Source organism: Acinetobacter sp. YH12126 (assembly GCF_013418745.1).
Lineage (GTDB): Bacteria > Pseudomonadota > Gammaproteobacteria > Pseudomonadales > Moraxellaceae > Acinetobacter > Acinetobacter amyesii.
Genome location: NZ_VPBM01000009.1, coordinates 118719 through 143944, shown reverse-complemented (window position 1 = coordinate 143944; position 25226 = coordinate 118719). Strand labels below are relative to the sequence as shown.

Genomic DNA, 25226 nt, shown 5'->3' with positions numbered 1-25226 from the left:
TATTTGATTTTTAAAAACGATTAAAATGGGAAAATATTATCTTCGACTTCGGTTTTTATGATCAATGCAAAAAAACTGTCTTCGGTATATGATGATGAAAATTTACGCCAAATTGTGGCACCGTGTCCTTTTAGTGAACCGTTTATGAATCAACCTCAAATCGTCAATACACCGCAAATTAATGTGTTTTCAAAATTTTATTTGTATTGTAAAAAAGTCGGTGCAGCAGCTGTTGCCGTGACGCAGGGTTTTTATTTGGTTTATCGTCATCAATTGTATAAAGACCCGAATAACCCGCAAAATACCCGCTATGTGCAGTATTTTTGTCGCAAGTTATGCAAAGTATTTAATCTTGAAGTCAAAGTGCATGGCGAAATTCCACGTCAACCAGCCCTTTGGGTAAGTAATCATATTTCATGGTTAGATGTGGCAGTTTTGGGTTCTGGCGCACGTGTTTTCTTTTTGGCGAAAGCTGAAATTGAAAAATGGCCGGTACTGGGTAATTTGGCGAAAGGCGGTGGCACCTTATTTATTAAGCGTGGCTCTGGCGACTCGATTAAAATTAAAGAACAAATTACGGGCTTCTTAAAACAAGATACGCCGGTACTCTTTTTCCCAGAAGCCACCACTTCAGATGGCAGCAAAATTAAAAAAATTCATGGTCGTATTTTAGGTGCGGCAATTGAAGCCGAACGTCCAGTCCAAATTTGCTTAATTTGCTATGTGAATCAGGACGGTGAACTCGATAATATTGCGCCCTATGTCGGAGACATTAGCTTTGATCGACATGTCAAAAATGTCTTAGAAATGCCGAAAGTCACAGCGCATCTGATGACATTGCCCGCAATTGATTCGGTAGGTCATACTGTTGACAGTCTGACACAAGAAGTGCAGCAAAAAATGAATCAGGGATTGGCAGAACTTCAAGCCAAAGTCCTTAAAGCGCCAGTTCCAGTTGATGCTAAATAATTTAATGATACATGCTGCAAGGGGGATGCCTTTGCAGCACAATCCTTACATAAAGCCTTCGAGCGGCAACCAAGAGATAAATTTCCCCCCTGCTTTTTGCCACCACTTGATTTTCGGTTCACGTGGATAAATACGCGTTTGACCATTTGACAGCTTAATTTTCCAATTGATCTGTTGGTCTGCATTGAGTACTAACTTATAGGCATATTTACTCAAATTTTCATCCATGGTGTAGTGGACTGCTTTGGCTAAGCGTGGGCTATTCAGTAATACCCCAATTTCAGTATTTAAATATGCTGAGCGAGGGTCAAAGTTAAATGAACCAATAAAAACTTGTTTTTCATCAATTGCCATCAGTTTGGCATGTAGGCTTGAACGGCTTAAACCTTTTAGACTAACTTTAGATTTTTCCGCCAACTCTTTGGTATTGGTGTTGAGGTTTTCTGCATCAGGTCTAGAGAGAAATTCATAGAGTTGAACGTCGTGTTCCAAGAGATCTTGACGATATTTGCTATAAAAAGCATGAACCAATGGCACGTCATTGGCCTGGAATGAGTTAGTCAAGACTCTGACTTTTACGCCATCTGCACGAAGGTTTTTTAGGCGTTCAGCCCCTTTTTTTTCTGGGACAAAGTAGGCCGAAACGATATCGACACTTTGTTCCGGTTTATCTAAACGGTTGAGGAGCTGAAAGTTGAGGTGCTCTTCTTTTTTGGCTTTAGATTTGATTTTGCTCGGGGAATCTTTGACCACTTCGGCTTTGACCCAATCAAATTGGATTTTATTGTTGAGCCAGTCATCAAAGGCATGTGAACGGTTAGCTAAGTCCAAATAATTGACCACAGTGGCTTCTTGGTTATAGTCATCGAGTTGTTGTTTGAGACTGTCGAAGCGCAAACTATAGTGGCGTGGATTGACCAATTGACGTACTGGAAAGGCATAATCATCATTCCAATATTCGTCAAAAGAATGGATGATTTCATCGGATGCCGCACCGACCAGCATGACGTCAACATCGGAAAATTGATAATTATCACTGACGTTATAGTATTGGTTACTCATATTGCGACCACCAATCAATGCGATTTGATTGTCTGCAATAAAGCTTTTGTTGTGCATACGGCGGTTGATACGTTTTAGATCCAGCACCATATCGACAGGGCGGAAATGTCGGAAGCGGTATGGGTTATACAGTTTGACATCAATATTGGTATGCTGGTCGAGTGCCATATAAATGCCTTCCATTTTTTTTGCATTGTTGTCATCGACCAATAAACGAATTTTCACCCCACGATCTGCAGCTTTGATCATGGCATGTAGGGCCAAAGCACCAATTTTGTCGTTATCCCAAATATAGTATTGTAGATCTAAACTTTTTTCGGCTTTATTGATCAGTTCGATTCGAGCCGCTAAGGCTTCTAATGGGTCATATAGAACATGATAACCAGTTAAGTTGGGATTTTGTTCACGTAGCGGCAGCACAATTTTCGCAAGGCTAGTATCGTCTGTCGGGGTATTAAAAGCATATTCCACAGGTTGAGTTTGCTGTTTAGGCAAGGTACTACATGCAGATAAAGTCAAAACAAGGCTACAACTCAGCAAAACCGCCTTAGTGTGGTTGTGTATGAAGGGCAAATTTTGCTGTTTCGGTGTAGCTGAGTTCATACTGTTAGACATACTAAAAAATTTGATTTGAGTATAAGTGTCAGCTGTGAAAAGATAAATATAGTGACCGAGTTTTCTCGTTAGGCAAATTGTAGAGCAAATGTATGTGGGAATTAGATTCCGTAGTGATGTATTTTTATATCGGGTTGGCTGTGCTGGGCGTTTGGGCAATATCCCAAGCTTGGTTAAGCCAGTCACGCACGGAAACGATTCATCCGTTTAAAGCCTTCGTACATTTGTTGGCATTCTATCTTTCGTATTTACTTATCCCTTTATTCTTCTTTAGCTTTTATGCAGGCTGGAGTGGCTATTATTCACTACATGAAGCGATTTTTGTCGGTGCTGTTACGGGGCTTTTGTGCTATGCCCGATTTATCGAGCCGCACATGATTCAGGTGAAAAAATGTCGATATCAATTGCATGAAACACGACAATTATTAAAGCCTGTACGCATTGCTTTAATTGGTGATTTACATATTGGTTTATTTTCGGGCCATGAACGTCAGTTAAAAATGATCGTCGATAAGATCAATGCACAAAATCCTGATTTGGTCGTGGTTGCAGGGGATTGGACTTACGAGCCAGAAAATAAGTTAGCTGAAGAACTGGCCGTACTAAAAAAAATTATTGCTCCGATTTATTCGGTGAATGGTAATCATGATGAGCAATATCCCGGTCCGCCTATTCAAGCGCTGTTAAAACATGCATTAGAAAGTAATCATGTGGTGGATATCGAAGGGCAAGTGGTGGAGTTTAATGAGTTTCGTTTATTAGGTGTTGGGGATTTGTGGGCAGGTAAAGCCGATATGCGCTATTTGCCAGAATTGCCACAAGATAAGCCTTGGATCATTTTGTCGCATAATCCTGATACCGTAGATATGGTACCTAAACTGCCAGAACGACCATTGATGTTGTCGGGTCATACACATGGCGGGCAGGTACAACTGCCATGGTTGACTGATTATGTAATGAAAAAAGTGTCAATTTTAGGCCACAAAAAAGGGCTATATCAGCATGATAATGCAGATGTCTTTGTCACTGTTGGTACGGGGATGGTTGGTGTACCTTTTCGTTTTCTCGTGCCACCGACCATTGATATTATCGAGTTGGTTTAATCAAATCCTACCGTTCAAGATTGATAAAATTTTTGGTGATTGTTCCTCTTGATGAAGAGCTACAAACCTTGTTTTGTTAATAAAATTCAATCGTGCCATTCATTTGCTGTTTGAAATTAAGTGAATGACCGTGTCTTGGAACAGATAAGGTGTATTGCTTAGTTGGATCTAAGTTGCTTTCATGAATTACATCAAAATGCTGTCAACTACAGAGTATTCATCAGTTCATTGACTCCATTTGAGACATAAAAAAGCCAGCAATATGTGCTGGCTTTTTTATTATGTGCAGATTAAACCTGATTATTCACATCATCATTTTTAGTTTCGCGAATCATTAAGAACGCGATCAATGAAAGGATTGATGCCGCAGTTAGGTAGTAACCTACTGCATATAAACCATAGCCAGTTGCAAGTTTAGTTGCGATCAATGGCGCGAAAGATGCACCAAAAATACCAGCCATGTTAAAGGTTAAAGCTGAACCTGTGTAACGTACAGACGTTGGGAAGATTTCAGACAATACCGTACCAATTGGACCATAGGTTAAACCCATGATCGCAAGACCGATACATAGGAATAAGAACACCATCGCAGTACTGCCAGACTCAAGCATGCTTGAGAAGACTAAGCCAAACAATGCAGATACAACACATACCGCAATCGAAGTCGTTTTACGACCAAATTTTTCAGCAAATACAGCAGAAAGTGGAATGAAGGCAGCGAAACAAAGTGTGGCAACCAGTTGAAGTTTTAAAAATTCTTCACGTGTGTAACCAAGCTGGGTTGTACCCCATTGTAAAGCGAATACTGTGGTTAAGTAGAACACTACAAATGTACAAATCGCGGCAATCGTACCGAGAATTAACATCCCCCAGTGCTTAGTGATCACTTCTTTGAACGGAATATTTACTTCTTTTTGCTTATCCAATACTTTTTGGAACGCTGGTGTTTCATGTAATTTTAAACGAATCCACAGACCGACAATAACCAATAGCGCACTTGCAATGAATGGAATACGCCAACCCCATTGCATAAACTCAGCTTCAGACATGAAGTGACCTAAGGTCAAGAATGAGCCTGTTGCAAGAATAAAGCCGATTGGCGCGCCCAATTGAGGGAACATACCATACCAAGCACGTTTGCCTTCTGGCGCATTTTCAGTTGCAAGCAGCACGGCACCTGACCATTCACCACCTAAACCCAGACCTTGACCTAAGCGACAAAGTGCAAGCATGAGCGGAGCAGCGATACCAATTTGAGCATAGGTTGGAAGCAAGCCGATACATACTGTAGAAATCCCCATCGTGAGGAGAGCGGCAACTAATGTGGCTTTACGACCGATACGGTCACCTAAATGGCCAAAGAATGTTGCACCAATCGGGCGAGCAATAAAGGCAATCGCAAACGTTGCTAGAGATTGAATCGTTGCGGTTGTTGGATCTGTACTTGCAGGGAAGAACAGATGCGGGAAGATAATTACAGCCGCAGTTGCATAGATGTAGAAATCGAAGAATTCGATTGTGGTACCTACAAGACTTGCTGTAAGTACGCGGAATTTTGAATTTGTTGGTTGCTGTTCAGTGGCAGCAGCACTTGAAGACGCCATGGTGGACCTTACACTTACTAAAAATAATTGAACTTAGTTTTAAAAGCGTAATCTTTTTAAAAAAGGCGTAATTTCTTAAAAAAATACGAAATACCAACTTACGAACTGCGGAATTAGGGTCACTAAAGAATGCAGTGTCAGTGGGTTATATCACGTATAGATAAATCGACAGGAAATGTGATCCTGCACCTATCAATACAAAAATATGCCAGATAGCGTGTGTATATCTTACCTTTTTTAAGGCATAAAACAATGCACCGATTGTATAAGATAGCCCGCCAATGATCAGGTAGGTTAAAGCTTGATCAGATAAAAAGCGTTGCATATCATCCATTACCAGTACTGCAAGCCATCCCATCACCAAATAAGCAATCAACGAAATCTTTTGAAAACGATGAATGAAAATTAATTTGAATAGTGTTCCAATTGCAGCAATGACCCACAGTGCAATGAGTAAATAATGCGCTTTTGCGGTAGGCAATGCGATTGCCAGAAATGGGGTGTAAGTACCTGCAATCAAATAATAGATTGCGGTATGGTCGAGTTTTTTGTACCAACCACGGCGCTCAGGAGATTCTGCGAAGTGATATAGACTCGAGGCTGAAAACAATAACAGCATACTGAATGCATACACCCAAAGTGCAAGCCATTGTCCAGTTGGAAGATATGATCCTTTTAAAATCAGTAGGATACCTGCGATGGCAGACAACGCTGCACCGAAAGCATGGGTATAGAAATTCAGTCTTTCTTCAGCTGGGTCATAAGCTAAAAGATGGGGAGCATTCATAACGTATCTTTTATAATAATTTAAATATACAAGTGTATAGTAATTCAATTTTGCTTTTGGTGTAAGAAGATTTAAAATTGTTTTGCAAATTTATCTAGGTTTATATTATGTCATCATTGGCTTCTCCCTCTACGCAAGAGCAGCAATTTTTAGCAGCCTTTCAGCAAGCCATTGAAACACAGCGTTTTGATCGCATGATCTTGAGTTAGTATAAAGGTGAATTAGACCAATTAGAAAAAATGACCTTACGAGTCATTTCGCTGCAAGGTGAGTCATTTCTTAGCTGTTTATATCGTTATAAAACCCAAGACATCACCAAAAATTATCCAATTGCATCTGCGTATCAACAAGTCGAAAGTTTATTGAGCTGTTGTAAGCAAGCCAACCTGATGACCTTAGATGAAGAAATTCAGCTTAAGAAAAATAAAAAGAAAGCCATGCTAAGCATTAGCAAAAAGCAGCCTGCTTTAGGGAAAAATCCTACGGAGCAGCAAGGGCATGATCGAGCAAAACATCGCTATGTCGATCAAGACAGTTATTTCTTACAGCCACTCGGTATTACGGATGCCAAAGCACAAATTATTCCGAGCATGGCGCGTAAATGGAAACAAATTAATAAATTTGTAGAAATTTTTTCAGGCGCTTTAAGTCAGATTAAAGAGACTGATCAATCTCTACATGTTGTAGATTTTGGTTCAGGCAAGGGATATCTAACTTTTGCATTATATGATTATTTAGCAAAACACCAGCAAGTGCCTAAAGTGACTGGGGTTGAGCTGAATCCAAAAATGGTGGAATTTTGCCAAAGCGTTGCTCAGCAGTCGAATTTCAGCCAACTGGATTTTTTCCAAGGCGATGTTCGTACCTATGCGCCTGAGCGCTTAGATGTCATGATTGCGCTGCACGCCTGTGATGTGGCAACGGACTTTGCGATTCATACCGGTATTCGATTAAATGCGCAAATGATCATGTGTGCGCCGTGTTGTCATAAAGAACTGCGTCCGCAATTGAAAGCGCCGCAAGTACTTGCACCGATGTTGCAATTTGGTATTCATGCAGGCCAGCAAGCAGAGATGCTTACTGACACGATTCGTGCACTTTTATTGAAAGCATATGGTTATGAAACCAAAGTCTTTGAATTTGTGGCACTTGAACATACCAGTAAAAATAAAATGATCTTGGCAACCAAACGTGCAGACTATGTCGAACCTGATCAAGCGGTATTGGCGCAGATCCAAGCTTTAAAAGACATGTATGGCATTCAAAAGCATTCGTTAGAATTATTGTTGAATGATCAATGGGACCAGCAAGATATTGGCTGTAAATGCTAAAGGATGAAGGGATGCAGCAGTTAAATATTCAATTTGGTCCGTGGGAGCAACTGGCATCTGCAGCTCGGCCGATACGTGAACAGGTCTTTATTTTAGAACAGCAGATATCGCCCGAAGATGAATGGGATGCAGAAGATGCGATTTCACTGCATTTTATTGTTCATGATGGGATGAAAGCTATTGCAACTGCACGTTTGTTGAAAAATAACAGTATAGGTCGTGTTGCTGTTTTAAAGGCCTATCGCGGTCAGGGTATTGGTAAAATCTTGATGCAAGCCATTATCGAACAAGCGAAATTAGAGCAACGTGAATATTTAAAACTATCTTCACAAGTGCATGCTATCCCTTTTTATGCAGCGTTGGGTTTTGCTGTTGAAGGTGATGAATATTTAGATTGTGATATTCCGCATCAAGATATGTATATGACCTTAGCTTAAATACCTAAAATTCGAAGTTTATAAATAAAAAAACGCTTAATATTTTAAGCGTTTTTTTTGCATAGATTGGGTCAAAGCTTAGTGGCCATGATCATTCGATGCAGTAGGTTCAGGGCTCATGTCATCCATATGTGCATGTTGTTCTTCAGTCATCTGCATATCTGCTGCAGTCGGCGCAGAAGCTTCACGAGCTGCTTGATCAGCTTGCGCCTTTTTCAAGGCTTCTTCTGACATCACAGGGGCATTTTTAAATGCATGCTGTTGAGTATTGTCTTTTTTCTGTTGGCTCGGCATATAGTCTGGTTCATTGGTCACAGCAAGCCAGAAAATACCCATGAATAGCGCACCTAAAATACAGAAGATAATCAGTGCTTTCCAGCCCCATGGTGATTTTTCAGGAGAAGTATGATCAGTCATAACAAGCTACTCAATCGGATAAAAAGAAATCAAAAAACTTGTTACTTTATAACATAAAACTGATGAGAGTTCGCGTAAATTCTAGGCTTGTTTGCAAATACGCGACTGAGAAGGAAAATAAAAAGGAGCCGAAGCTCCTTTTGATGTGATTGAACAGCAAAATTTGCATGCTCAAAATGAATAATTAAATCTGCTCAGCTTTCGCCACTTTGTCTTTCAGCAATTGCGGTGCTTTGAAGCGTTCGCCATATTTTGCTTCTAGTGTATTGGCACGAAGTAACGCTTTTTCCAAACCATATTGATTTAAAAATTGAAGTGCACCACCTGTCCAAGGGGCAAAACCAATCCCGAAGATTGAACCGACATTACCATCAACTGTCGACTGCAAAACACCTTCTTCTAGGCAGCGTAAGGTATCAAGTGACTGTACAAACAGGAAGCGGTCTATCATTTCCTGTTCAGAAATAGCATTATCATTCTGCCATTTGCTCAAGCCATCCCAGAGGTGCTTTTTACCGCCTTCAGGATATTCATAAAAACCTGCGCCGGCAGCTTTACCTTTACGTCCGAACTCATGAATCATTGTCTGAATCACCTCATCCGCACCTGAACGTGGTAGGTCTTTGCCTTCGGCTTGCAAGGCTTTACGTGTCTCGGCCGCAACATGCTCAGAGAGTGTTAAAGACACTTCATCTTGAATCGCCAATGGGCCTACAGGCATGCCGGCTTTTAGCGCTGCCATTTCAATGCGGGCAGGGTGTACGCCTTCAGCCAATAGACGTAAACCTTCTTGCACAAAGGTTCCAAAGACACGGCTGGTAAAGAAGCCGCGGCTGTCATTCACCACAATTGGCGTTTTGCCAATTTGCTGCACAAAGTCAAAGGCTTTAGCCAAAGTGTCTGCTGATGTGTTTTTACCTTTAATAATTTCGACCAATTGCATTTTGTCGACAGGACTAAAGAAATGCAGACCGATAAATTTAGCTTGATCTTGAGATGCATTGGCTAAGCCTGAAATTGGCAAGGTTGAAGTATTGGATGCCATTACGCCATTGGCTGCCAAGTAACTTTCTGCTTCTTGAGTCACTTTGGCTTTCAATTCGACATTTTCAAATACAGCTTCAATGATCAAGTCGCAGCCTTGTAGGTCGGCAGCATCTGCAGTGGCATGTATCAGGCCTAAGACTTGATCACGTTTTTCTGCACTTAAACGGCCTTGAGTTACTTTTTTATCCAGCAGTTTTTGGCTATAGGCTTTGCCTTTTTCAGCAGCTTCTACAGAGATATCTTTAAGTACAACTGCAATGCCTTTTGATGCTGTGGCATAAGCGATGCCTGCACCCATCATGCCTGCGCCTAAAATACCAACTTTGGTGGCTTGCCATTTCGCGACGTCTTTTGGACGGCTTGCACCAGACTTAATAGCATTTAGACCATGCCAAAAGGTGCCGATCATATTTTTAGAAATTTGACCGGTTGCAAGGTAAGTAAAGTAACGTGATTCAATCGTGAGCGCCGTATCGACATCCACCTGAGCGCCTTCAACAGCAGCCGACATAATGGCTTCAGGCGCAGGGTAACAGCCCTTGGTTTTGTCACGTAGCATAGCGGGGGCAATGGCGAGCATTTGCGCCACAGCAGGAGTCGATGGCGTACCGCCCGGAATTTTATAGCCTTTTATATCAAAGGGCTGCTGTGATTTTGGATTGGCTTTCACCCACGCAATGGCTTTGTCCATCAGGTCTTCAAGGCTATCTACAGTATCTTGAATCAGCCCCAATGATTTGGCTTTTTCGACACCAATTTGCTTGCCTTCCATTAAGAGTGGAAATGCATTTTGCAGACCCAATAAACGTACCATACGAACAATACCGCCACCACCCGGCAGTAAACCTAAGGTTACTTCAGGTAAGCCAAATTTCGCTTTAGCATCATTAAGGGCGATTCGATAATGACAGCCAAGAGCTAACTCCCAGCCACCGCCAAGCGCTGTACCATTTAAGGCTGCTACAACAGGAATGCCACGGGTTTCGATATAACGCAGTTTGGCTTTCATCTCTTCAGTCATATTGAAGAATTCTGTCGCATGCTCAGGTGTAGCTTGAATCAGTTCGTCTAAGTCGCCGCCGGCAAAGAAGGTTTTTTTTGCGGAACGAAAAATAATCCCTGCAATATTTTCATCTGCTTGCAGTTTGTCTACCGTTTCAGCCAGTGCCGTGCGGAAGTCTGCATTCATGGTGTTGGCAGATTGGTTTGGAGAATCTAAAGTTAAAATGACGATATTGTCGGCATTTTTTTCAAATTGAATTGCACTCATTTTAGTCTCCTTATACCAACTCAATAATCGTTGCGATGCCCATACCGCCGCCTACGCACAAAGTCGCTAAACCGCGTTTTTTACCTTGGCGTTCCAGTTCATCCATCAGTGTGCCTAAAATCATGGCACCTGTTGCACCTAGCGGATGTCCTAATGCAATTGCGCCGCCATTCACATTGACTTTGGCAGGGTCCACCTTGAGTTCGGTGATAAAACGCATCACCACAGCTGCAAAAGCTTCATTCACTTCAAATAGGTCAATATCATCAATTGTTAGGCCAGCTTTGGCTAAGGCTTTACGTGCAGCAGGTGCAGGGCCAGTCAGCATAATGGTCGGATCAGCACCTACCAATGCTGTTGCCAGCACTTTGGCGCGTGGTTTTAAACCTTGTTCTTTGACTGCTTTTTCAGAGGCAAGCAACACCACGGCAGCACCATCTACGATGCCCGATGAGTTGCCTGCATGGTGTACATGGTTGACCGCACCCACTTCAGGATATTTTTGTAAGGCGATGGCATCAAAGCCCATTTGACCCATCATGGCAAAACTTGGGTTGAGTTTGCCTAAGCCTTCTGCTGTGGTCGTTGGTTTAATAAATTCATCTTTGGCTAAAACTGTCACGCCTGCTTTGTCTTTAACAGGAACGACAGATTGGTCAAAATAACCCTTGGCTTGGGCTGCTGCGGCTTTTTGCTGAGAGTTGGCTGCAAAGGCATCCACATCTGCTCGGCTATAACCGTCAATGGTGGCAATTAAATCTGCCCCAATGCCTTGTGGTATAAAATCACAAGCCATATTGGTTTCAGGGTCGAGCGCCCAAGGGCCGCCGTCACTGCCCATCGGCACACGAGACATCGACTCTACACCGCCTGCAACCACCAGATCTTCCCAGCCAGAACGCACCTTTTGTGCAGCCATATTCACAGCTTCTAAACCTGATGCACAAAAACGGTTGATTTGAACGCCTGCCACATCATTATCCCAACCAGCTGCAATCGCTGCGGTTTTGGCAATGTCTGCGCCTTGGTCACCAATGGGGGTTACACAGCCCAGTACAATGTCGTCAACTGCAGCGGTGTCAAATTGATGTCGGTTTTGTAATTCGTTCAATAAACCGGTCAGTAGGCTAATCGGTTTAACGGCATGTAGTGAACCGTCTTTTTTTCCTTTGCCGCGCGGTGTGCGAATGGCATCAATGATGTAAGCCTCGCTCATAATCCTGTCCCTATGATCTATAAATTTTTATTGGTTTTTTTGAGTGTACGGATTAATCAAGCCAGTGCAATGATGAGAACGGGTGAGTCGTTTGATATTTTTGGTCAACGCTTGCTGCTGAATAAGATAAAAATCAACCTGCATATTGAAAGCGAGGATCGGCTAAGATCAGTTGCTATCGATTCAGTACAAATTGAAGATCAGCTTATGCATAAAAATGTGAAGCGAGTGTTGAAAGGTCTGGCTTGGCTAGTACTAGTAGGCTGCTTAGGTTTTGTATGCATGATCGGTTTTTATATTTATATGATCTATCGCATTCATCCCTCAGATGAGGGGACGGGCGGTTTAGCCTGTGAGTATGATCGAAATGATCATGTGACCAAGGCAGAAATGTATCGGATACAGGATGGCAAACGCGTGATCACGCCCGTCGATCCATTGCTTTGTCAAAAACAACGTGCAGATTTTCCGAAATAAAAAAACCTGATCGAGATCAGGTTTTAGAGAATGCTATTTTTGAATATTGCTTAATGATAACCATGTAATTGGCGATATAGGCCTGGTGTTACACCGGTCCACTTTTTAAAGGCACGGTGGAAAGTACTGGTTTCACTAAAACCGACTTGCTGTGCAACATCTTCAAGCGTTAAGTCTGGATTAAGCAATAAGTGAATTGCAGCATCACGACGTAAGGCATCTTTCACACCTTGGTAGCTCTTACCTTCAGCGGCTAAACGACGACGTAGTGTTTGCGGCGATAGATACAGCATTGAAGCAACATCGTTCAAGGTTGGCATTTCTTCGCCAATTTGACTCTTCAGCACATCACGGATACGAGATGTTAATGAATTGGTATTTTTAAATTTAACCAATAACTGTGCAGGAGCCGCTTTTAAGAATTCTTCAAGCGTTTCTTCGTTTTGACGAATGGGTAAATCTAAATAATCCGCTGCAAATGTAATTTCAGTTCGTGGTGTATCAAACTGCATGACAGGTGCAAAAAACAAGGCATCATATTCGTCAGCATGTTCAGGACGTTCATAACCGAAGTGAACACGCTCTAAAGGCAGACGACGTTCAATCAACCAAGAAGCGAGACCATGCCAAATCATCAGCATACTTTCTGTAATGAAATGGTCTGGGTCCATAGATTTCGGAATTTGAGGAACTAAACGTGCTTCGTGCTTATCACGTTCTAGTGTCACCGACCATTCATCACCAAACAGTTTGTAGAACTGCGAAGACAATTCGAGTGCATCACCGAGGGTTTTTGCATGAATAATCAATTGGCACATAATGGCAAAAGTACCCAAGCGGCGCGGTTGAATATCAAAACCGACATGTTCGTCTTGAGTCACCATCCACAACATTTTAATAAAACGTGTGTATTGTTCAGGTGAAATACGCGCTTTGGGTTGGCGTAGAAGTTCAGCCTCAATGCCAACATGAGACAGTAAAGTTTCGACATCCATGCCGAGACGTCTCACACCAGTTAAGGCTGCGTTGACGAAATGGATACTGATCGTATCACGACTCATGTTTAATCCTTCAGTCTCTTTAATGTTCACAAATGTTTGACCTAAATGACGCTAAAAAAAGAAATCATGGCAATTTACAACAGCGGTTTTGCCATTTTTACATGGTAAATTGCCGAAACTATCAAGGTAAATGGCTGAACATGACATTGTTTTAATCATTTTATATTTCTACCATGGATAAAAAATCTACACAATTAGAGAAAAATATCCATGGAAGCTGCTTTAAAAGGATTGAAAGTACTCGACTTTTCGACATTACTCCCAGGGCCATTTGCGACCTTGTATTTGGCTGACATGGGTGCGGAAGTTGTGCATATTGAGTCACCGACGCGTCCCGATCTAGTTCGTTTGATGCCACCTTATGCCAATGGGCAAGCCACAGCGCATAGTTATTTAAATCGCAATAAACAATCCATCGCATTAGATTTAAAAGATCCGAAAAGTATTGAATTGATCAAAGCCAAAATTTCAGATTTTGATATTGTGGTAGAACAATTTCGTCCAGGTGTCATGCAACGCTTGGGTTTGGATTATGTAGTTTTGGCCGAAATTAATCCGCGACTTATTTATTGCTCGATTACGGGTTATGGTCAAACCGGACATTACAAAGACCGTGCAGGGCATGACATCAATTACTTGGCTTTATCGGGCATTTCAGGTCATAGCGGACGCCAAGACAGTGGCCCGCCACCAATGGGGATTCAAATCGCCGATGTCGCAGGCGGATCAATGCATGCGATTACTGGCATCTTAGCTGCGGTGATTGAGCGTTACCGTAGCGGTTTAGGACAATATATTGATATTTCCATGACCGATTGCGCTGTCGCATTGAACAATATGGCTGCAGCTGGCGTATTGGCTGCCAATGCGGTAACCGCGGCAGAGACGGCGCATCTGAATGGCGGAAGTTTCTATGACTATTATCGAACCCAAGATGGTCGCTATCTGTCTATAGGTGGTTTGGAGCCACAGTTTTTACATGGATTGGCGCAAATTCTAGATTTACCCGCTTTAGCGACGCAAGGCATGTCATTTGATCCGCAAGACCAGACTGAAATTAAGCATGCAATTGCCCGAAAAATACTAACCAAAACATGGGCTGAGTGGAAAAAGATTTTTGCCTCTCAAGATGTCTGTGTGGAACCAGTTTTAAGTTTGGACGAAGCTCTAAATTCACAATTGGCCCAAGAGCGGCATTGGTGTGTTGAAGTTCCGCTACAAGAAGGCGACACAATGACACAAACTCAACTGGCATGTCCGATTAAATTTTCTAGATCAGCATTGATTTATACCCATGTGGGTAAAACTTTAGGTGCGGATAATTGGTTATGAATGGTATAAAAAAAGGTGATAAGTTAAACAATAAAACCTTTAAAATCTCTTAATTAGATAAACATCTATGTAAATATTGAGAGTTGTTAACAAAAAAATAAATAAATTATACAAATGTGAGAGTATTATATGAACTATTAACATAATTGGTATATAGGTCTCCAAATGAAAATAGCTGTGAGTAAACTTGGATCTTTATATCTTAGCCTCGGAATAATGCTTGCGGGTTCAGCAACCCAAGCGGCAACTACTGCAGATGCTTTCAGTTCTGAAAGCCCATGGATGTTCGGTGATTGGAACGGTCAACGAACAGCGCTTCAACAGAAAGGTTACGATTTTAGTTTTAGTTATGGTGGCGAATTAGCCACTTTGTTAGATGCAAAGCATGCTTCTGGTCATGGCACTGAATATGCGGACCAATTCGCGATCGGGGCACATCTCGATTTAGAAAAAATTGCGGGTTGGAAAGATACCGAAGCGCAAATCAATATCACTGAACGTAATGGCCGTTCATTGTCTCAAACTTCAGATGTATTAAACGGTCATTTAAGTGCAACACAAGAAGTGTGGGGTCGTGGTCAAACTTGGCGTTTGACTGATTTTTGGATCAAGAAAAAATTCTTAGACCAAAAATTAGATATTAAAGTCGGTCGTTTTGGTGAAGGTGAAGATTTCAACAGCTTTGACTGTGACTTTCAAAACTTAGCACTTTGTGGTTCACAAGTGGGTAACTGGGTCGGTGACCAATGGTACAACTGGCCAGTCAGCCAATGGGCTGCTCGCGTGAAATATAACATTCAGCCTGAACTCTACGCACAAGTCGGGGTTTATGAATACAACCCTGAAAATCTAAAACGTGGTAAAGGTTGGAACTTGAGTACTGATGGTTCTAAAGGTGCGATTATTCCTGCTGAAGTGGTGTGGACTCCAAAAGTGGGGACACAAAAGCTACCGGGTGAATACCGTGCAGGTTACTACTACAGTACCGCTGATGCCGATGTCATTGATAGCCCAGTAAATGAAAAAGATCACCATCAAGGTGGTTGGATTGTGGCGAAACAACAACTGACAGCACACAAAGACGATGCCTCACGTGGCTTAAGCGGTTTTGTGAATGTGACTGTGCATGACTCAGACACCAACAATGTGAGTGATATGCAAAACATTGGCTTGGTCTACAAAGGCGCATTTGATGCACGTCTTCAAGATGAAATCGCGATAGGCTTAGGTCGTATCAGCATTAATGATGATGTGAATGATGCCAATATTGCCAATAACAGCGTTGATGCACGCGGTCTACAAAGTGAAGAGTATGACGCAGAAATTTACTACGGTATTCATGCAGCAAACTGGCTGACTATTCGTCCAAATATTCAATATATCCGTCACGTCGGTGCTTACAAAAATGGTGAGAATGCGTGGGTCGGCGGTATCAAATTTCAAACAGCATTTTAATTGATGTCAAATTAGAGTTCTTATAAAAGCAATTCGGTAATTCTGAGAAAAATTACGATATTTTCCCTTGAATTGTTTTTGTAACAACTTCTCTTTGCGACATAAAAACGGTGGTGTGTTGAATGTGTTTCACGCACCAAATACAACATTCGACAATAGAGGTGGTCAACATGAGCAACCCATCTACTGGAACTGGGATGCGAACATTTACCGTCGTTGTGATGGCAATTTTCGCCTTAGTTCTATTGATTGGTGGTATCTGGCTGGCAGTCCTTGGCGGTTCTTGGTACTACATTATCGCCGGCCTGTTAATGCTGGCTTCAGCAATATACTTAAGAAAAATTCAAAACAGTTCTTTATACATTTATGCAGCGTTGATGCTGGGTACAGTGATTTGGGGACTTTGGGAGGCAGGTTCTGACTTTTGGGCACTTGCACCGCGTTTTGATATTTTAGGCTTATTGGGCCTTTGGTTACTGATTCCTGCCGTGACACGCGGTATGGAAAATGGCAAAACTGCGAAAATTACATTATCAGGCACACTGGTGATTGCGATTATCGTGATGATCTATTCAATTTTTAATGATCCGCAAGAAATTCACGGTGAAATTAAAAATGCACAACCTCAAACAGCCAAAGCGATTGAGGGTATTGCTCCTGAAGATTGGCCTGCCTATGGTCGTACACAAGGTGGTGTACGTTATTCTCCACTCACCCAAATCAATAGCGACAACGTTAAAGATTTAGAAGTAGCATGGACTTTCCGTACAGGTGAGTTACCAACAGAAAATGACTCAGGTGAAACCACAAACCAAGTCACTCCGATTAAAGTCGGCAATGACATGTTTATGTGTACAACTCACCAACGTTTAATTGCACTTGATCCTGCGACAGGTAAACAAAAATGGGCATTCGATCCAAAACTTAAAGCGGACAATACCTATCAACATTTAACATGTCGTGGTGTGTCTTATTTTGACGCTGCAAATACCACTCAGTTTGCAAAAAGCTTAGAGAACAAACGCTCGACTTCTACTGAATGTCCGCGCAAAGTGATCTTGCCTGTAAATGATGGTCGTTTGGTTGCAGTCAATGCTGACACAGGTAAAGCATGTAGTGATTTTGGTCATAACGGCGAAGTCGATCTACAAAAAGATATGCCTTATCCGTATCCGGGCGGTTATATCCCAACTTCACCTCCAGTGGTTACTGGCACAACCATTGTGATTGGCGGTTCAACTACCGATAACTTCTCGACTAAAGAGCCATCTGGTGTCATCCGTGGTTATGATGTCAATACCGGTGAATTATTGTGGATCTTTGATACAGGGGCGGAAGATCCAAATGCCATGCCAGGCGAAGGTCAAAAATACTCTGTAGCCTCACCGAATGCATGGGCACCTTTGGCATATGACGAAAAACTTGACATCGTTTATGTGCCAACAGGTGTAGGCACACCAGACATTTTTGGTGGTCACCGTACGCCTTTAGATGAACGCTATGCAAACTCAATGTTGGCATTAAATGCATCGACTGGTAAATTGATCTGGAACTTCCAAACCACACATCATGATTTGTGGGATATGGATGTACCATCACAACCTTCATTGGCAGATATCAAAGATAAATCAGGTAATATTGTTCCTGCGATCTATGTCTTAACCAAAACAGGTAATGCATTCGTCCTTGACCGTCGTACTGGTAAAGCGATTGTGCCAATCACCGAAAAAGCGGTTCCACAAACTGTAAAACGTGGTCCACAAACTAAAGGTGAGCATTATTCTGCAACTCAACCGTTCTCTGATTTTGATTTAGCACCAAAAGATAAATTGACTGATAAACAAATGTGGGGTGCCACTATGTTTGACCAGTTGATGTGTCGTGTGTATTTCAAATCATTAAACTACGACGGTATTTATACACCACCTTCTGAAAATGGCACATTGGTATTCCCTGGTAACCTTGGGGTATTCGAATGGGGTGGTATGTCGGTGAACCAAGACCGTCAAGTTGCTGTGATGAATCCAATTGGCTTGCCATTTGTCACTAAGTTGATTCCTACCGATCCAAACCGTGAACAAACTGCGAAAGGTGCGGGTACTGAACAAGGCGTGCAACCGATGTATGGCGTACCTTATGGTGTGGAAATCAAAGCCTTCTTGTCACCACTTGGCTTACCTTGTAAACAACCTTCATGGGGCTTTACTGCCGGTGTAGATTTAAATACACATGAAGTGATCTGGAAAAAACGTATAGGTACAATTCGTGACAGTTTACCGAAATTGTTCCAATTACCTGCTGTGAAAATTGGTGTACCGGGTCTTGGTGGATCAATCTCGACTGCTGGTAATGTCATGTTTGTAGGCGCAACACAAGATAACTATATCCGTGCAATCAATGTAACGAATGGTGATACTTTGTGGGAAAGTCGTCTACCAGCAGGTGGTCAAGCGACTCCAATGACTTATGAAGCAAATGGTAAACAATATGTTGTGATCATGGCTGGTGGTCATGGTTCATTTGGTACAAAACTTGGTGATTACCTTGTTGCGTATGCGTTACCAGATAAAAAATAAGTGATTTTACATCGCTAAATAAAAAGCCCGATTTATCGGGCTTTTTATTGGCTTAAATTCTTTATGTAAATTTATGCTAAGTAATAGAAAAATAATTCAATATATTAATAAATAAAAAGTAAAGGACTGAAATCCGCTATATCAGTGAAATTGCGACAGTCTTATCAATAAAATCGCTATTAAATATGTAAAAAACGCATTTTCTTGATAGATAAAATCTCGTTATGCTGTGCATTGTTATAATAGAAATTACTAGCTGTACGCCATGTATTTATATACTGATTTTGACCAGCAACTGGTTAATGAACGTGTTGCACAGTTCCGTGATCAAACGGAACGTTATTTAGCAGGTAAATTGACGGAAGATGAATACCGTCCACTGCGTCTTCAAAACGGCCTTTATGTACAACGTTATGCACCGATGCTACGTATTGCAGTACCTTATGGCCTGATGAATTCTAAACAATTACGTAAAATTGCGTCATTGGCTCAGGACTATGACCGTGGTTATGCGCACGTATCTACTCGTCAAAACATTCAGTTTAACTGGCCTGCACTAGAAAATGTGCCTGATATGTTACAAGAGCTCGCATCTGTTCAAATGCATGCGATTCAAACTTCGGGTAACTGTATTCGTAACACAACCACTGACCAATATGCAGGTGTGGTTGCGGGTGAAATTGCTGACCCACGCCCAACGTGTGAATTGATTCGTCAATGGTCAACTTTCCACCCAGAATTCGCTTTCTTGCCACGTAAGTTCAAAATTGCAGTTTCAGCACTGGAAGAAACTGATCGTGCGGCAACGTCTTTCCATGATATCGGTGTGTATATCGTGAAAAATGAAGCAGGCAAGATTGGCTATAAAATCAAAGTTGGTGGTGGTTTAGGCCGTACCCCAGTGATTGGTAGCTTTATTCGTGACTTCTTGCCACGTGAAGATTTGATTGCTTATTTAGAAGCGGTACTTCGTGTATACAACTTACACGGTCGTCGTGATAACAAATATAAAGCGCGTATCAAAATTTTGGTGAAAGCATTAACACCAGAAGTATTTGCAGAGAAAGTTGAAGCTGAATTTGCACATACCATCAAAACGTTAAAAATCGATGCTGATACCTTGGCGAAAATGGATGAGAACTTCACACCATTTGATTACCAAGATTATGCGGATGAAGATTTCGCAGAGCAATTTGCCGCAGAGCCGAAATTTAAACAATGGTTCAACATCAACACCAATGCACATAAAGTCAAAGGTTACCGCATCGTTACGATTTCTTTGAAACGTGCGGGTATTGCACCGGGCGATATGACTGTTGAAGAAATGAACCTGATTGCTGACTTGGCTGACAAATATACCTTTGGTGAGTTCCGTACCACACATGAGCAAAACATTGCGCTTGTGGATGTACCGCAAAAAGATTTGTTTGATCTATGGAAAATCCTTGATCAACACAATCTTGCACGTGCGCATATTGGGTTCTTAACCGATATCATTTGCTGCCCAGGTGGTGATTTCTGTTCATTAGCAAATGCGAAATCGATTCCAATTTCTGAAGCCATTACACGTCGTTTTGATGACTTAGATACCATTTACAATTTAGGTAAATTGGATCTGAACATCTCTGGTTGTATGAATGCGTGTGGTCACCACCATGTCGGTAATATCGGTATTTTAGGTGTAGATAAAAAGGGTGCTGAGTTCTATCAAATCACTTTGGGTGGTAATGCCGACCATGATGCATCAATTGGTGACATCTTAGGCCCATCATTTGCAGCCGAAGTTGTACCAGACATCATTGAAGAAATCTTAAATACTTATCTAGACCTTCGTGCAGAAGGCGAAGAGTTTATTGATACTTACCGCCGTGTTGGCATTCAACCATTTAAGGAGCGTGCATATGCTTAATACAGCACTACAAGTCCTCTCTAAAGATGGCTCGATTGCAGACAATACTTACCAAGTCATTGGTGAAGATGGTGTGTTGCCACAAGGTGACGTGGTTTTAACAGTTGAGCAGTTAGATCAACTTGCGAATGTAACTGGTAAAAAAGCACTTTTCGTAACGGTTGATGCTTCACCTGAAACCAATGAATTCCCGCTTGACCAGTTAGATGCAATCTTTATCGAGTTTGCAGGCTTTAACGATGGTCGTGGTTATTCATTTGCTGCGTTGTTACGTCGCCAAGGTTTTCAAGGCGAGCTACGTGCAACAGGTGATGTATTCAAAGATGTGTTGAACTACATGAAGCGTTCAGGTTTCGATACTTTTGTAGTGAAAGAAGGTAAAGATATTGCGGAAGCTGCTGCTGGCTTAGGTGATTTTACCAATCCATATCAAGCTTCAACTGCAGTGCCGCAAGCGCATTATCAAACTGGTGCTTAAGTGCCTTGATCTATAAAAAAAGCCTCCATTCGGAGGCTTTTTTATAGATCGAAATACTTTTAATGAGTGATTATTCGTTTTCAAGCTGGCAATTGACCATCCATTTAATACCGAACTGATCGGTAAATGCGCCATACAGCGCACCCCAAAAGGTCTTTTCGAGAGGCATTTCTATAGAGCCGCCTTTGGACAATGCATCAAACAGTCGTTTAGCTTCAGCTTGTTCACTACTTTCTAAATTAATCGAAATATAATGATTACTGCCTACTGTAAAGGGTTGGTTAGTTTGTGCACAAAATTGTTCGCTGACATCAGAGGCCATCAGCACGGTAAATTCATTGATCGGTAGGGAAATATGCATAATTTTTTGCTGTTCTGCATCAGACAGTGAAATGCCATCCTCAGCAGGCATATCACCATAACGCATTACATTGAGGAACTCTCCACCAAATACAGAACGATAAAAATTAAACGCTGCCTCGGTATTGCCTTGAAAATTCAAGTAGTGATTGAGCTGCATAATGGTCATCCATTTTTTATTATGTCGACATTTATTTTAAGAGCCTTTGCTGACCTGTATGTGAACAATTTATGTCTAAAATGTAAGCATAAAAAATCCCTCTTACAGAGGGATTTTCAGTCTCCCTCCTTTATTAAAGGAGGGGTTAGGGGAGGATTAAAGAATATTCCCTCTAAATCGCCCTTTGTGAAGGGAGTCAGCAGAGGATTAAAGCAATTCAATCGCCACAGCAGTCGCTTCACCACCGCCAATACACAGCGCTGCAATACCACGTTTACCGCCTGTACGTTTTAATGCATGGATCAGCGTTAAGATAATGCGTGAACCTGTTGAACCAACAGGATGTCCAAGCGCACAAGCACCCCCGTTGATATTTACTTTTTCAGCATCTAATTTAAATTCATCAATAGGGCACATCGTGACCATGGCAAAAGCTTCATTAATTTCCCATAAATCGACATCAGCAACATTCCAACCCGATTTATCTAGAACTTTTTGAATTGCGCCTACAGGTGCAATAGTAAATTCTGAAGGATGCTGTGAATTTGATGCATAAGCCACAATTTTTGCGAGCGGATTTAAACCTTTTGCTGAAGCTTGATCTGCTGATGTTAAAACTAAAGCAGATGCGCCATCAGAAATAGAACTGGCATTGGCAGCGGTAATCGTTCCATCTTTAGCAAAAGCAGGGCGCAGCGTTGGAATTTTTTCGATATTGGCGTTAAAAGGCTGTTCATCTTTATCGATAATCACATCGCCTTTACGACTCGAAACAGTGACAGGCACGATTTCGTCAGCAAAATAACCCTCAGTAATTGCAGTTTGAGCACGTTTAAGCGAGCGAATGGCGAAGTCATCCATTTGTTCACGTGTATAGCCTTTTGTATTTGCCATATCTTGCGCAAAAGAACCCATGAGTCGGCCCGTTTCTGCATCTTCTAAACCATCTAAGAACATATGATCTTTAACGTCACCGTGGCCCATACGGTAGCCAGCTCGTGCTTTGGTCAAAACATAAGGGGCATTGGTCATTGACTCCATACCACCTGCAACCACGACTTGAGCCGAACCTGCCTTAATCATATCTGCCGCTTGCATCACGGCCTTCATACCTGAACCACACAGCTTGTTGATGGTTACGGCACCAGTTGAATCTGGAAGACCGGCTTTACGCATCGCTTGACGGGCAGGACCTTGTTTCAGACCAGCCGGAAGCACACAGCCCATAATGACTTCTTCAACATCTGTCGGTTGTATATCCGCGCGTTCGATGGCTGCTTTAATCGTAACTGCGCCTAATTCTGGTGCAGTGACAGCGGCTAAACTCCCTTGAAAACCACCCATTGCTGTACGGGCACCATTCACGATGACGATATCAGTCATTACATGTCTCCATTTTCTTATACATTAATTTTTGAATACGTCAGCAGTATAAGTAAAATTGAACAGGAATAAAGCAAATTTAAAAGGCTGCTTTGGACTCACCGGTTCTCAAATTAGCAACTGATTGGGTTTTCAAATCGGATATGTCCCATTCGACTTAAGACTGCTCGGATCGGTTGAAGCGTTGATTTCGAACAGTAGTAGAAACTACCATTTGAACCATTGGGTAAACCGGAGCTAGCCTGAAAGGTTAGGCTCGGAATGTGTAAAGTCCCACGCCAAGACAGATCGCCATATTTTAAATTGAGTTTATCTTGCAGCAATATTTTTTCATTTGCGTCGACTTGACGGTTTTTATTACTGTCAATAAATATGATCAGACCACTGTTCCAGTTGTTAGGTTGGCAAAGTTTAAAGTTAAGACTAGGACAAATCACAATATTGGAATGATAAATAGTGGCCTGAGCCCGTGCGAATGCATTGTGATTCTGAATAGTCAATTTGATGTTATTCGCTTCTCGCTGCGCCATTAAATTGTTGAAATGTGGTAAAGCTATCGTCACGATAATGACCATAATCGCAATTGAGACCAAAAGTTCAAATAACGTAAAGCCGGTTTCTTTATTGTAAAGCATTGATTTAATCCAAAATTTAATATTATTTTTATATGTCTAATGTTATATGTGTTTTTAATGGCGATATTAATTTTGAGTATAGAATTTTATTACTCAATTTTAGATAAAGCTGTTAAAATGAAAATAGCAAGTGACAATAGGCGATTCACTGCTCAAAATTGAGTAAAAATTTACCGAATTACAACGGAAATTGTAAGTAATTTTGTCAATAATTTACTTGATTAGATTAATCAAGCACTTGGAAAAAGAATAAAGTGTTTGTATGATTCAGCGTGAATAGCTTAAAAAAAAAACTGGGGTATAAGAAAGCCTATCTCAGGATAGCCAATTTTTCGGCTTGAGCTTGAACAACAATTGTTATCTCTGGAGGATAAATCCATGAAAATGAGTCGTATTGCATTAGCAATGCTCGTAGCTGCTCCTTTAGCAGCTGCAAACGCAGGCGTAACTGTTACTCCATTAATGCTTGGTTACACTTTCCAAGATTCTGAACACAACAACAGCCGTGGCAACCTTACTGAAGGTCCAGAGCTACAAGACGACTTGTTTGTTGGTGCAGCACTTGGTGTTGAATTAACTCCATGGTTAGGTTTCGAAGCTGAATATAACCAAGTTAAAGGTGATGTAGACGTTGATCACGGCGAATACAAACAAACTCAAATCAATGGTAACTTCTATGCTACTTCTGATTTGATTACTAAAAACTATGACAGCAAAGTTAAGCCATATGTATTGTTAGGTGCTGGTCACTATAAATACAAATTTGACGAAGCTCTTGCTCGTGGTGTAAACGGTACTGATCGTGGTACTACTGAAGAAGGTACTTTAGGTAACGCTGGTCTAGGTGCTTTCTGGCGCTTAAACGATGCTTTATCTCTACGTACTGAAGCTCGTGCTACTTACAACATCGATGAAGATTTCTGGAACTACACAGCTTTAGCTGGTCTTAACGTAGTTCTTGGCGGTCACTTGAAACCTGCTGCTCCTGTAGTTGAAGTTGCTCCTGTAACTCCAGTTGCTCCAGTTGCTCCAGCTCCTCAAGAGTTGACTGAAGATCTTAACATGGAACTTCGTGTGTTCTTTGATACAAACAAATCTAACATCAAAGATCAATACAAACCTGAAATCGCTAAAGTTGCTGAAAAATTAGGTGAATACCCTAATGCTACAGCTAACATCGAAGGTCACACAGATAACACTGGTCCACGTGCTCTAAACGAACGTTTATCACTAGCTCGTGCTAACTCTGTTAAATCTTCACTTGTTAACGAATACAACGTTGACCCAGCTCGTTTATCTACTCAAGGTTTCGCGTGGGATCAACCGATCGCTGACAATAACACTAAAGAAGGCCGTGCTATGAACCGTCGCGTATTCGCTACGATTTCTGGTAGCCGTACTGTAGTGGCTCAACCTGGTCAAGCTCAATAATTTGAGTTTAACTTCGGTTAGAAAAAAGCGGCTCTTTTGAGTCGCTTTTTTTTATGTCAAAAAATTAAAAAAGAGACTTAAATTTGGCTAAAAGGCACTAACCAAAATGCC

The 25226-nt window shown here is 41.6% G+C and carries 20 protein-coding genes and 1 pseudogene; 11 read left to right on the top strand and 10 right to left on the bottom strand.

The features are described 5' to 3' along the window. Positions 1 to 144: 144 nt before the first annotated feature. The gene (locus FTU62_RS08725) at positions 145 to 969 is read left to right on the top strand and encodes a 1-acyl-sn-glycerol-3-phosphate acyltransferase (protein WP_180102458.1); all 825 of its coding nucleotides are present in this window, start codon (positions 145 to 147) and stop codon (positions 967 to 969) included. Between the two features lie 45 nt (positions 970 to 1014). On the opposite strand, the gene FTU62_RS08720 is transcribed toward FTU62_RS08725, so the two are convergent. Next, entirely contained in the window at positions 1015 to 2634 is a 1620-nt protein-coding gene (locus FTU62_RS08720) for a phospholipase D family protein (protein WP_257223140.1), read from the bottom strand. Between the two features lie 104 nt (positions 2635 to 2738). Between FTU62_RS08720 and FTU62_RS08715 the strand changes: the two genes are divergently transcribed. Beyond that, entirely contained in the window at positions 2739 to 3749 is a 1011-nt protein-coding gene (locus FTU62_RS08715) for a metallophosphoesterase (protein ID WP_180102445.1), read from the top strand. 290 nt (positions 3750 to 4039) lie between these two features. Here FTU62_RS08715 and FTU62_RS08710 read toward each other — a convergent pair whose 3' ends face one another. Together FTU62_RS08710 and FTU62_RS08705 are read right to left on the bottom strand one after the other, a co-directional pair. Continuing rightward, on the bottom strand, positions 4040 to 5353 hold the full coding sequence (locus FTU62_RS08710; protein WP_078194265.1) for an MFS transporter: 1314 nt from the start codon (positions 5351 to 5353) through the stop codon (positions 4040 to 4042). Positions 5354 to 5498: 145 nt separating this feature from the next. After that, a complete protein-coding gene (locus tag FTU62_RS08705) occupies positions 5499 to 6140 on the bottom strand; it encodes a hemolysin III family protein (protein WP_180011623.1) in 642 nt (213 codons plus the stop codon). Positions 6141 to 6247: 107 nt separating this feature from the next. On the opposite strand from FTU62_RS08705, the pseudogene FTU62_RS08700 reads away from it, so the two are divergent. Together FTU62_RS08700 and FTU62_RS08695 are read left to right on the top strand one after the other, a co-directional pair. Beyond that, positions 6248 to 7471: pseudogene (locus tag FTU62_RS08700) on the top strand (SAM-dependent methyltransferase). An 11-nt stretch (positions 7472 to 7482) separates the two neighbouring features. Beyond that, positions 7483 to 7908, top strand: a complete 426-nt coding sequence (locus FTU62_RS08695; RefSeq protein WP_257223138.1) for a GNAT family N-acetyltransferase — start codon at positions 7483 to 7485, stop codon at positions 7906 to 7908. A 78-nt stretch (positions 7909 to 7986) separates the two neighbouring features. Here FTU62_RS08695 and FTU62_RS08690 read toward each other — a convergent pair whose 3' ends face one another. The 3 genes from FTU62_RS08690 to FTU62_RS08680 form a co-directional block, all read right to left on the bottom strand. After that, entirely contained in the window at positions 7987 to 8325 is a 339-nt protein-coding gene (locus FTU62_RS08690) for a hypothetical protein (RefSeq protein WP_078194261.1), read from the bottom strand. 184 nt (positions 8326 to 8509) lie between these two features. Continuing rightward, positions 8510 to 10642 (bottom strand): 3-hydroxyacyl-CoA dehydrogenase NAD-binding domain-containing protein, encoded by a 2133-nt coding sequence (locus FTU62_RS08685; RefSeq protein WP_180102443.1) that lies wholly within the window; start codon positions 10640 to 10642, stop codon positions 8510 to 8512. A 10-nt stretch (positions 10643 to 10652) separates the two neighbouring features. Beyond that, positions 10653 to 11858: an acetyl-CoA C-acetyltransferase gene (locus tag FTU62_RS08680; protein ID WP_180102442.1), complete on the bottom strand. Its 1206-nt coding sequence runs from the start codon at positions 11856 to 11858 to the stop codon at positions 10653 to 10655. 12 nt (positions 11859 to 11870) lie between these two features. Between FTU62_RS08680 and FTU62_RS17415 the strand changes: the two genes are divergently transcribed. After that, the gene (locus FTU62_RS17415) at positions 11871 to 12335 is read left to right on the top strand and encodes a hypothetical protein (RefSeq protein ID WP_257223137.1); all 465 of its coding nucleotides are present in this window, start codon (positions 11871 to 11873) and stop codon (positions 12333 to 12335) included. A gap of 50 nt (positions 12336 to 12385) precedes the next feature. On the opposite strand, the gene FTU62_RS08670 is transcribed toward FTU62_RS17415, so the two are convergent. Then, entirely contained in the window at positions 12386 to 13396 is a 1011-nt protein-coding gene (locus FTU62_RS08670) for an AraC family transcriptional regulator (RefSeq protein WP_180005120.1), read from the bottom strand. 210 nt (positions 13397 to 13606) lie between these two features. On the opposite strand from FTU62_RS08670, the gene FTU62_RS08665 reads away from it, so the two are divergent. From FTU62_RS08665 to FTU62_RS08645, 5 genes are all read left to right on the top strand, one after another. Continuing rightward, complete coding sequence (locus tag FTU62_RS08665; RefSeq protein WP_180102441.1) at positions 13607 to 14728, top strand: CaiB/BaiF CoA-transferase family protein; 1122 nt, start codon at positions 13607 to 13609, stop codon at positions 14726 to 14728. A gap of 216 nt (positions 14729 to 14944) precedes the next feature. Next, positions 14945 to 16183, top strand: a complete 1239-nt coding sequence (locus tag FTU62_RS08660) for a carbohydrate porin (RefSeq protein ID WP_257223146.1) — start codon at positions 14945 to 14947, stop codon at positions 16181 to 16183. A gap of 170 nt (positions 16184 to 16353) precedes the next feature. Next, the gene (locus FTU62_RS08655) at positions 16354 to 18759 is read left to right on the top strand and encodes a glucose/quinate/shikimate family membrane-bound PQQ-dependent dehydrogenase (RefSeq protein WP_180102439.1); all 2406 of its coding nucleotides are present in this window, start codon (positions 16354 to 16356) and stop codon (positions 18757 to 18759) included. A 265-nt stretch (positions 18760 to 19024) separates the two neighbouring features. Beyond that, positions 19025 to 20668, top strand: a complete 1644-nt coding sequence (locus tag FTU62_RS08650) for a nitrite/sulfite reductase (RefSeq protein ID WP_180102438.1) — start codon at positions 19025 to 19027, stop codon at positions 20666 to 20668. Next, positions 20661 to 21146 carry a DUF934 domain-containing protein gene (locus tag FTU62_RS08645; protein ID WP_180085417.1) on the top strand — a complete coding sequence of 162 codons (486 nt, stop codon included), beginning with the start codon at positions 20661 to 20663 and terminating at the stop codon, positions 21144 to 21146. Before FTU62_RS08650 ends, FTU62_RS08645 begins: the two co-directional genes overlap by 8 nt. 70 nt (positions 21147 to 21216) lie before the next feature. Here FTU62_RS08645 and FTU62_RS08640 read toward each other — a convergent pair whose 3' ends face one another. The 3 genes from FTU62_RS08640 to FTU62_RS08630 form a co-directional block, all read right to left on the bottom strand. Next, positions 21217 to 21666, bottom strand: a complete 450-nt coding sequence (locus FTU62_RS08640; RefSeq protein WP_180102437.1) for a VOC family protein — start codon at positions 21664 to 21666, stop codon at positions 21217 to 21219. Positions 21667 to 21873: 207 nt separating this feature from the next. Then, entirely contained in the window at positions 21874 to 23049 is a 1176-nt protein-coding gene (locus FTU62_RS08635) for a thiolase family protein (protein ID WP_180102436.1), read from the bottom strand. Between the two features lie 113 nt (positions 23050 to 23162). Further along, positions 23163 to 23684 carry a GspH/FimT family pseudopilin gene (locus FTU62_RS08630; protein ID WP_180102435.1) on the bottom strand — a complete coding sequence of 174 codons (522 nt, stop codon included), beginning with the start codon at positions 23682 to 23684 and terminating at the stop codon, positions 23163 to 23165. Between the two features lie 378 nt (positions 23685 to 24062). On the opposite strand from FTU62_RS08630, the gene omp38 reads away from it, so the two are divergent. Beyond that, the gene (gene omp38, locus FTU62_RS08625) at positions 24063 to 25115 is read left to right on the top strand and encodes an outer membrane protein Omp38 (RefSeq protein WP_180102434.1); all 1053 of its coding nucleotides are present in this window, start codon (positions 24063 to 24065) and stop codon (positions 25113 to 25115) included. The last annotated feature ends 111 nt before the right edge of the window (positions 25116 to 25226 follow it).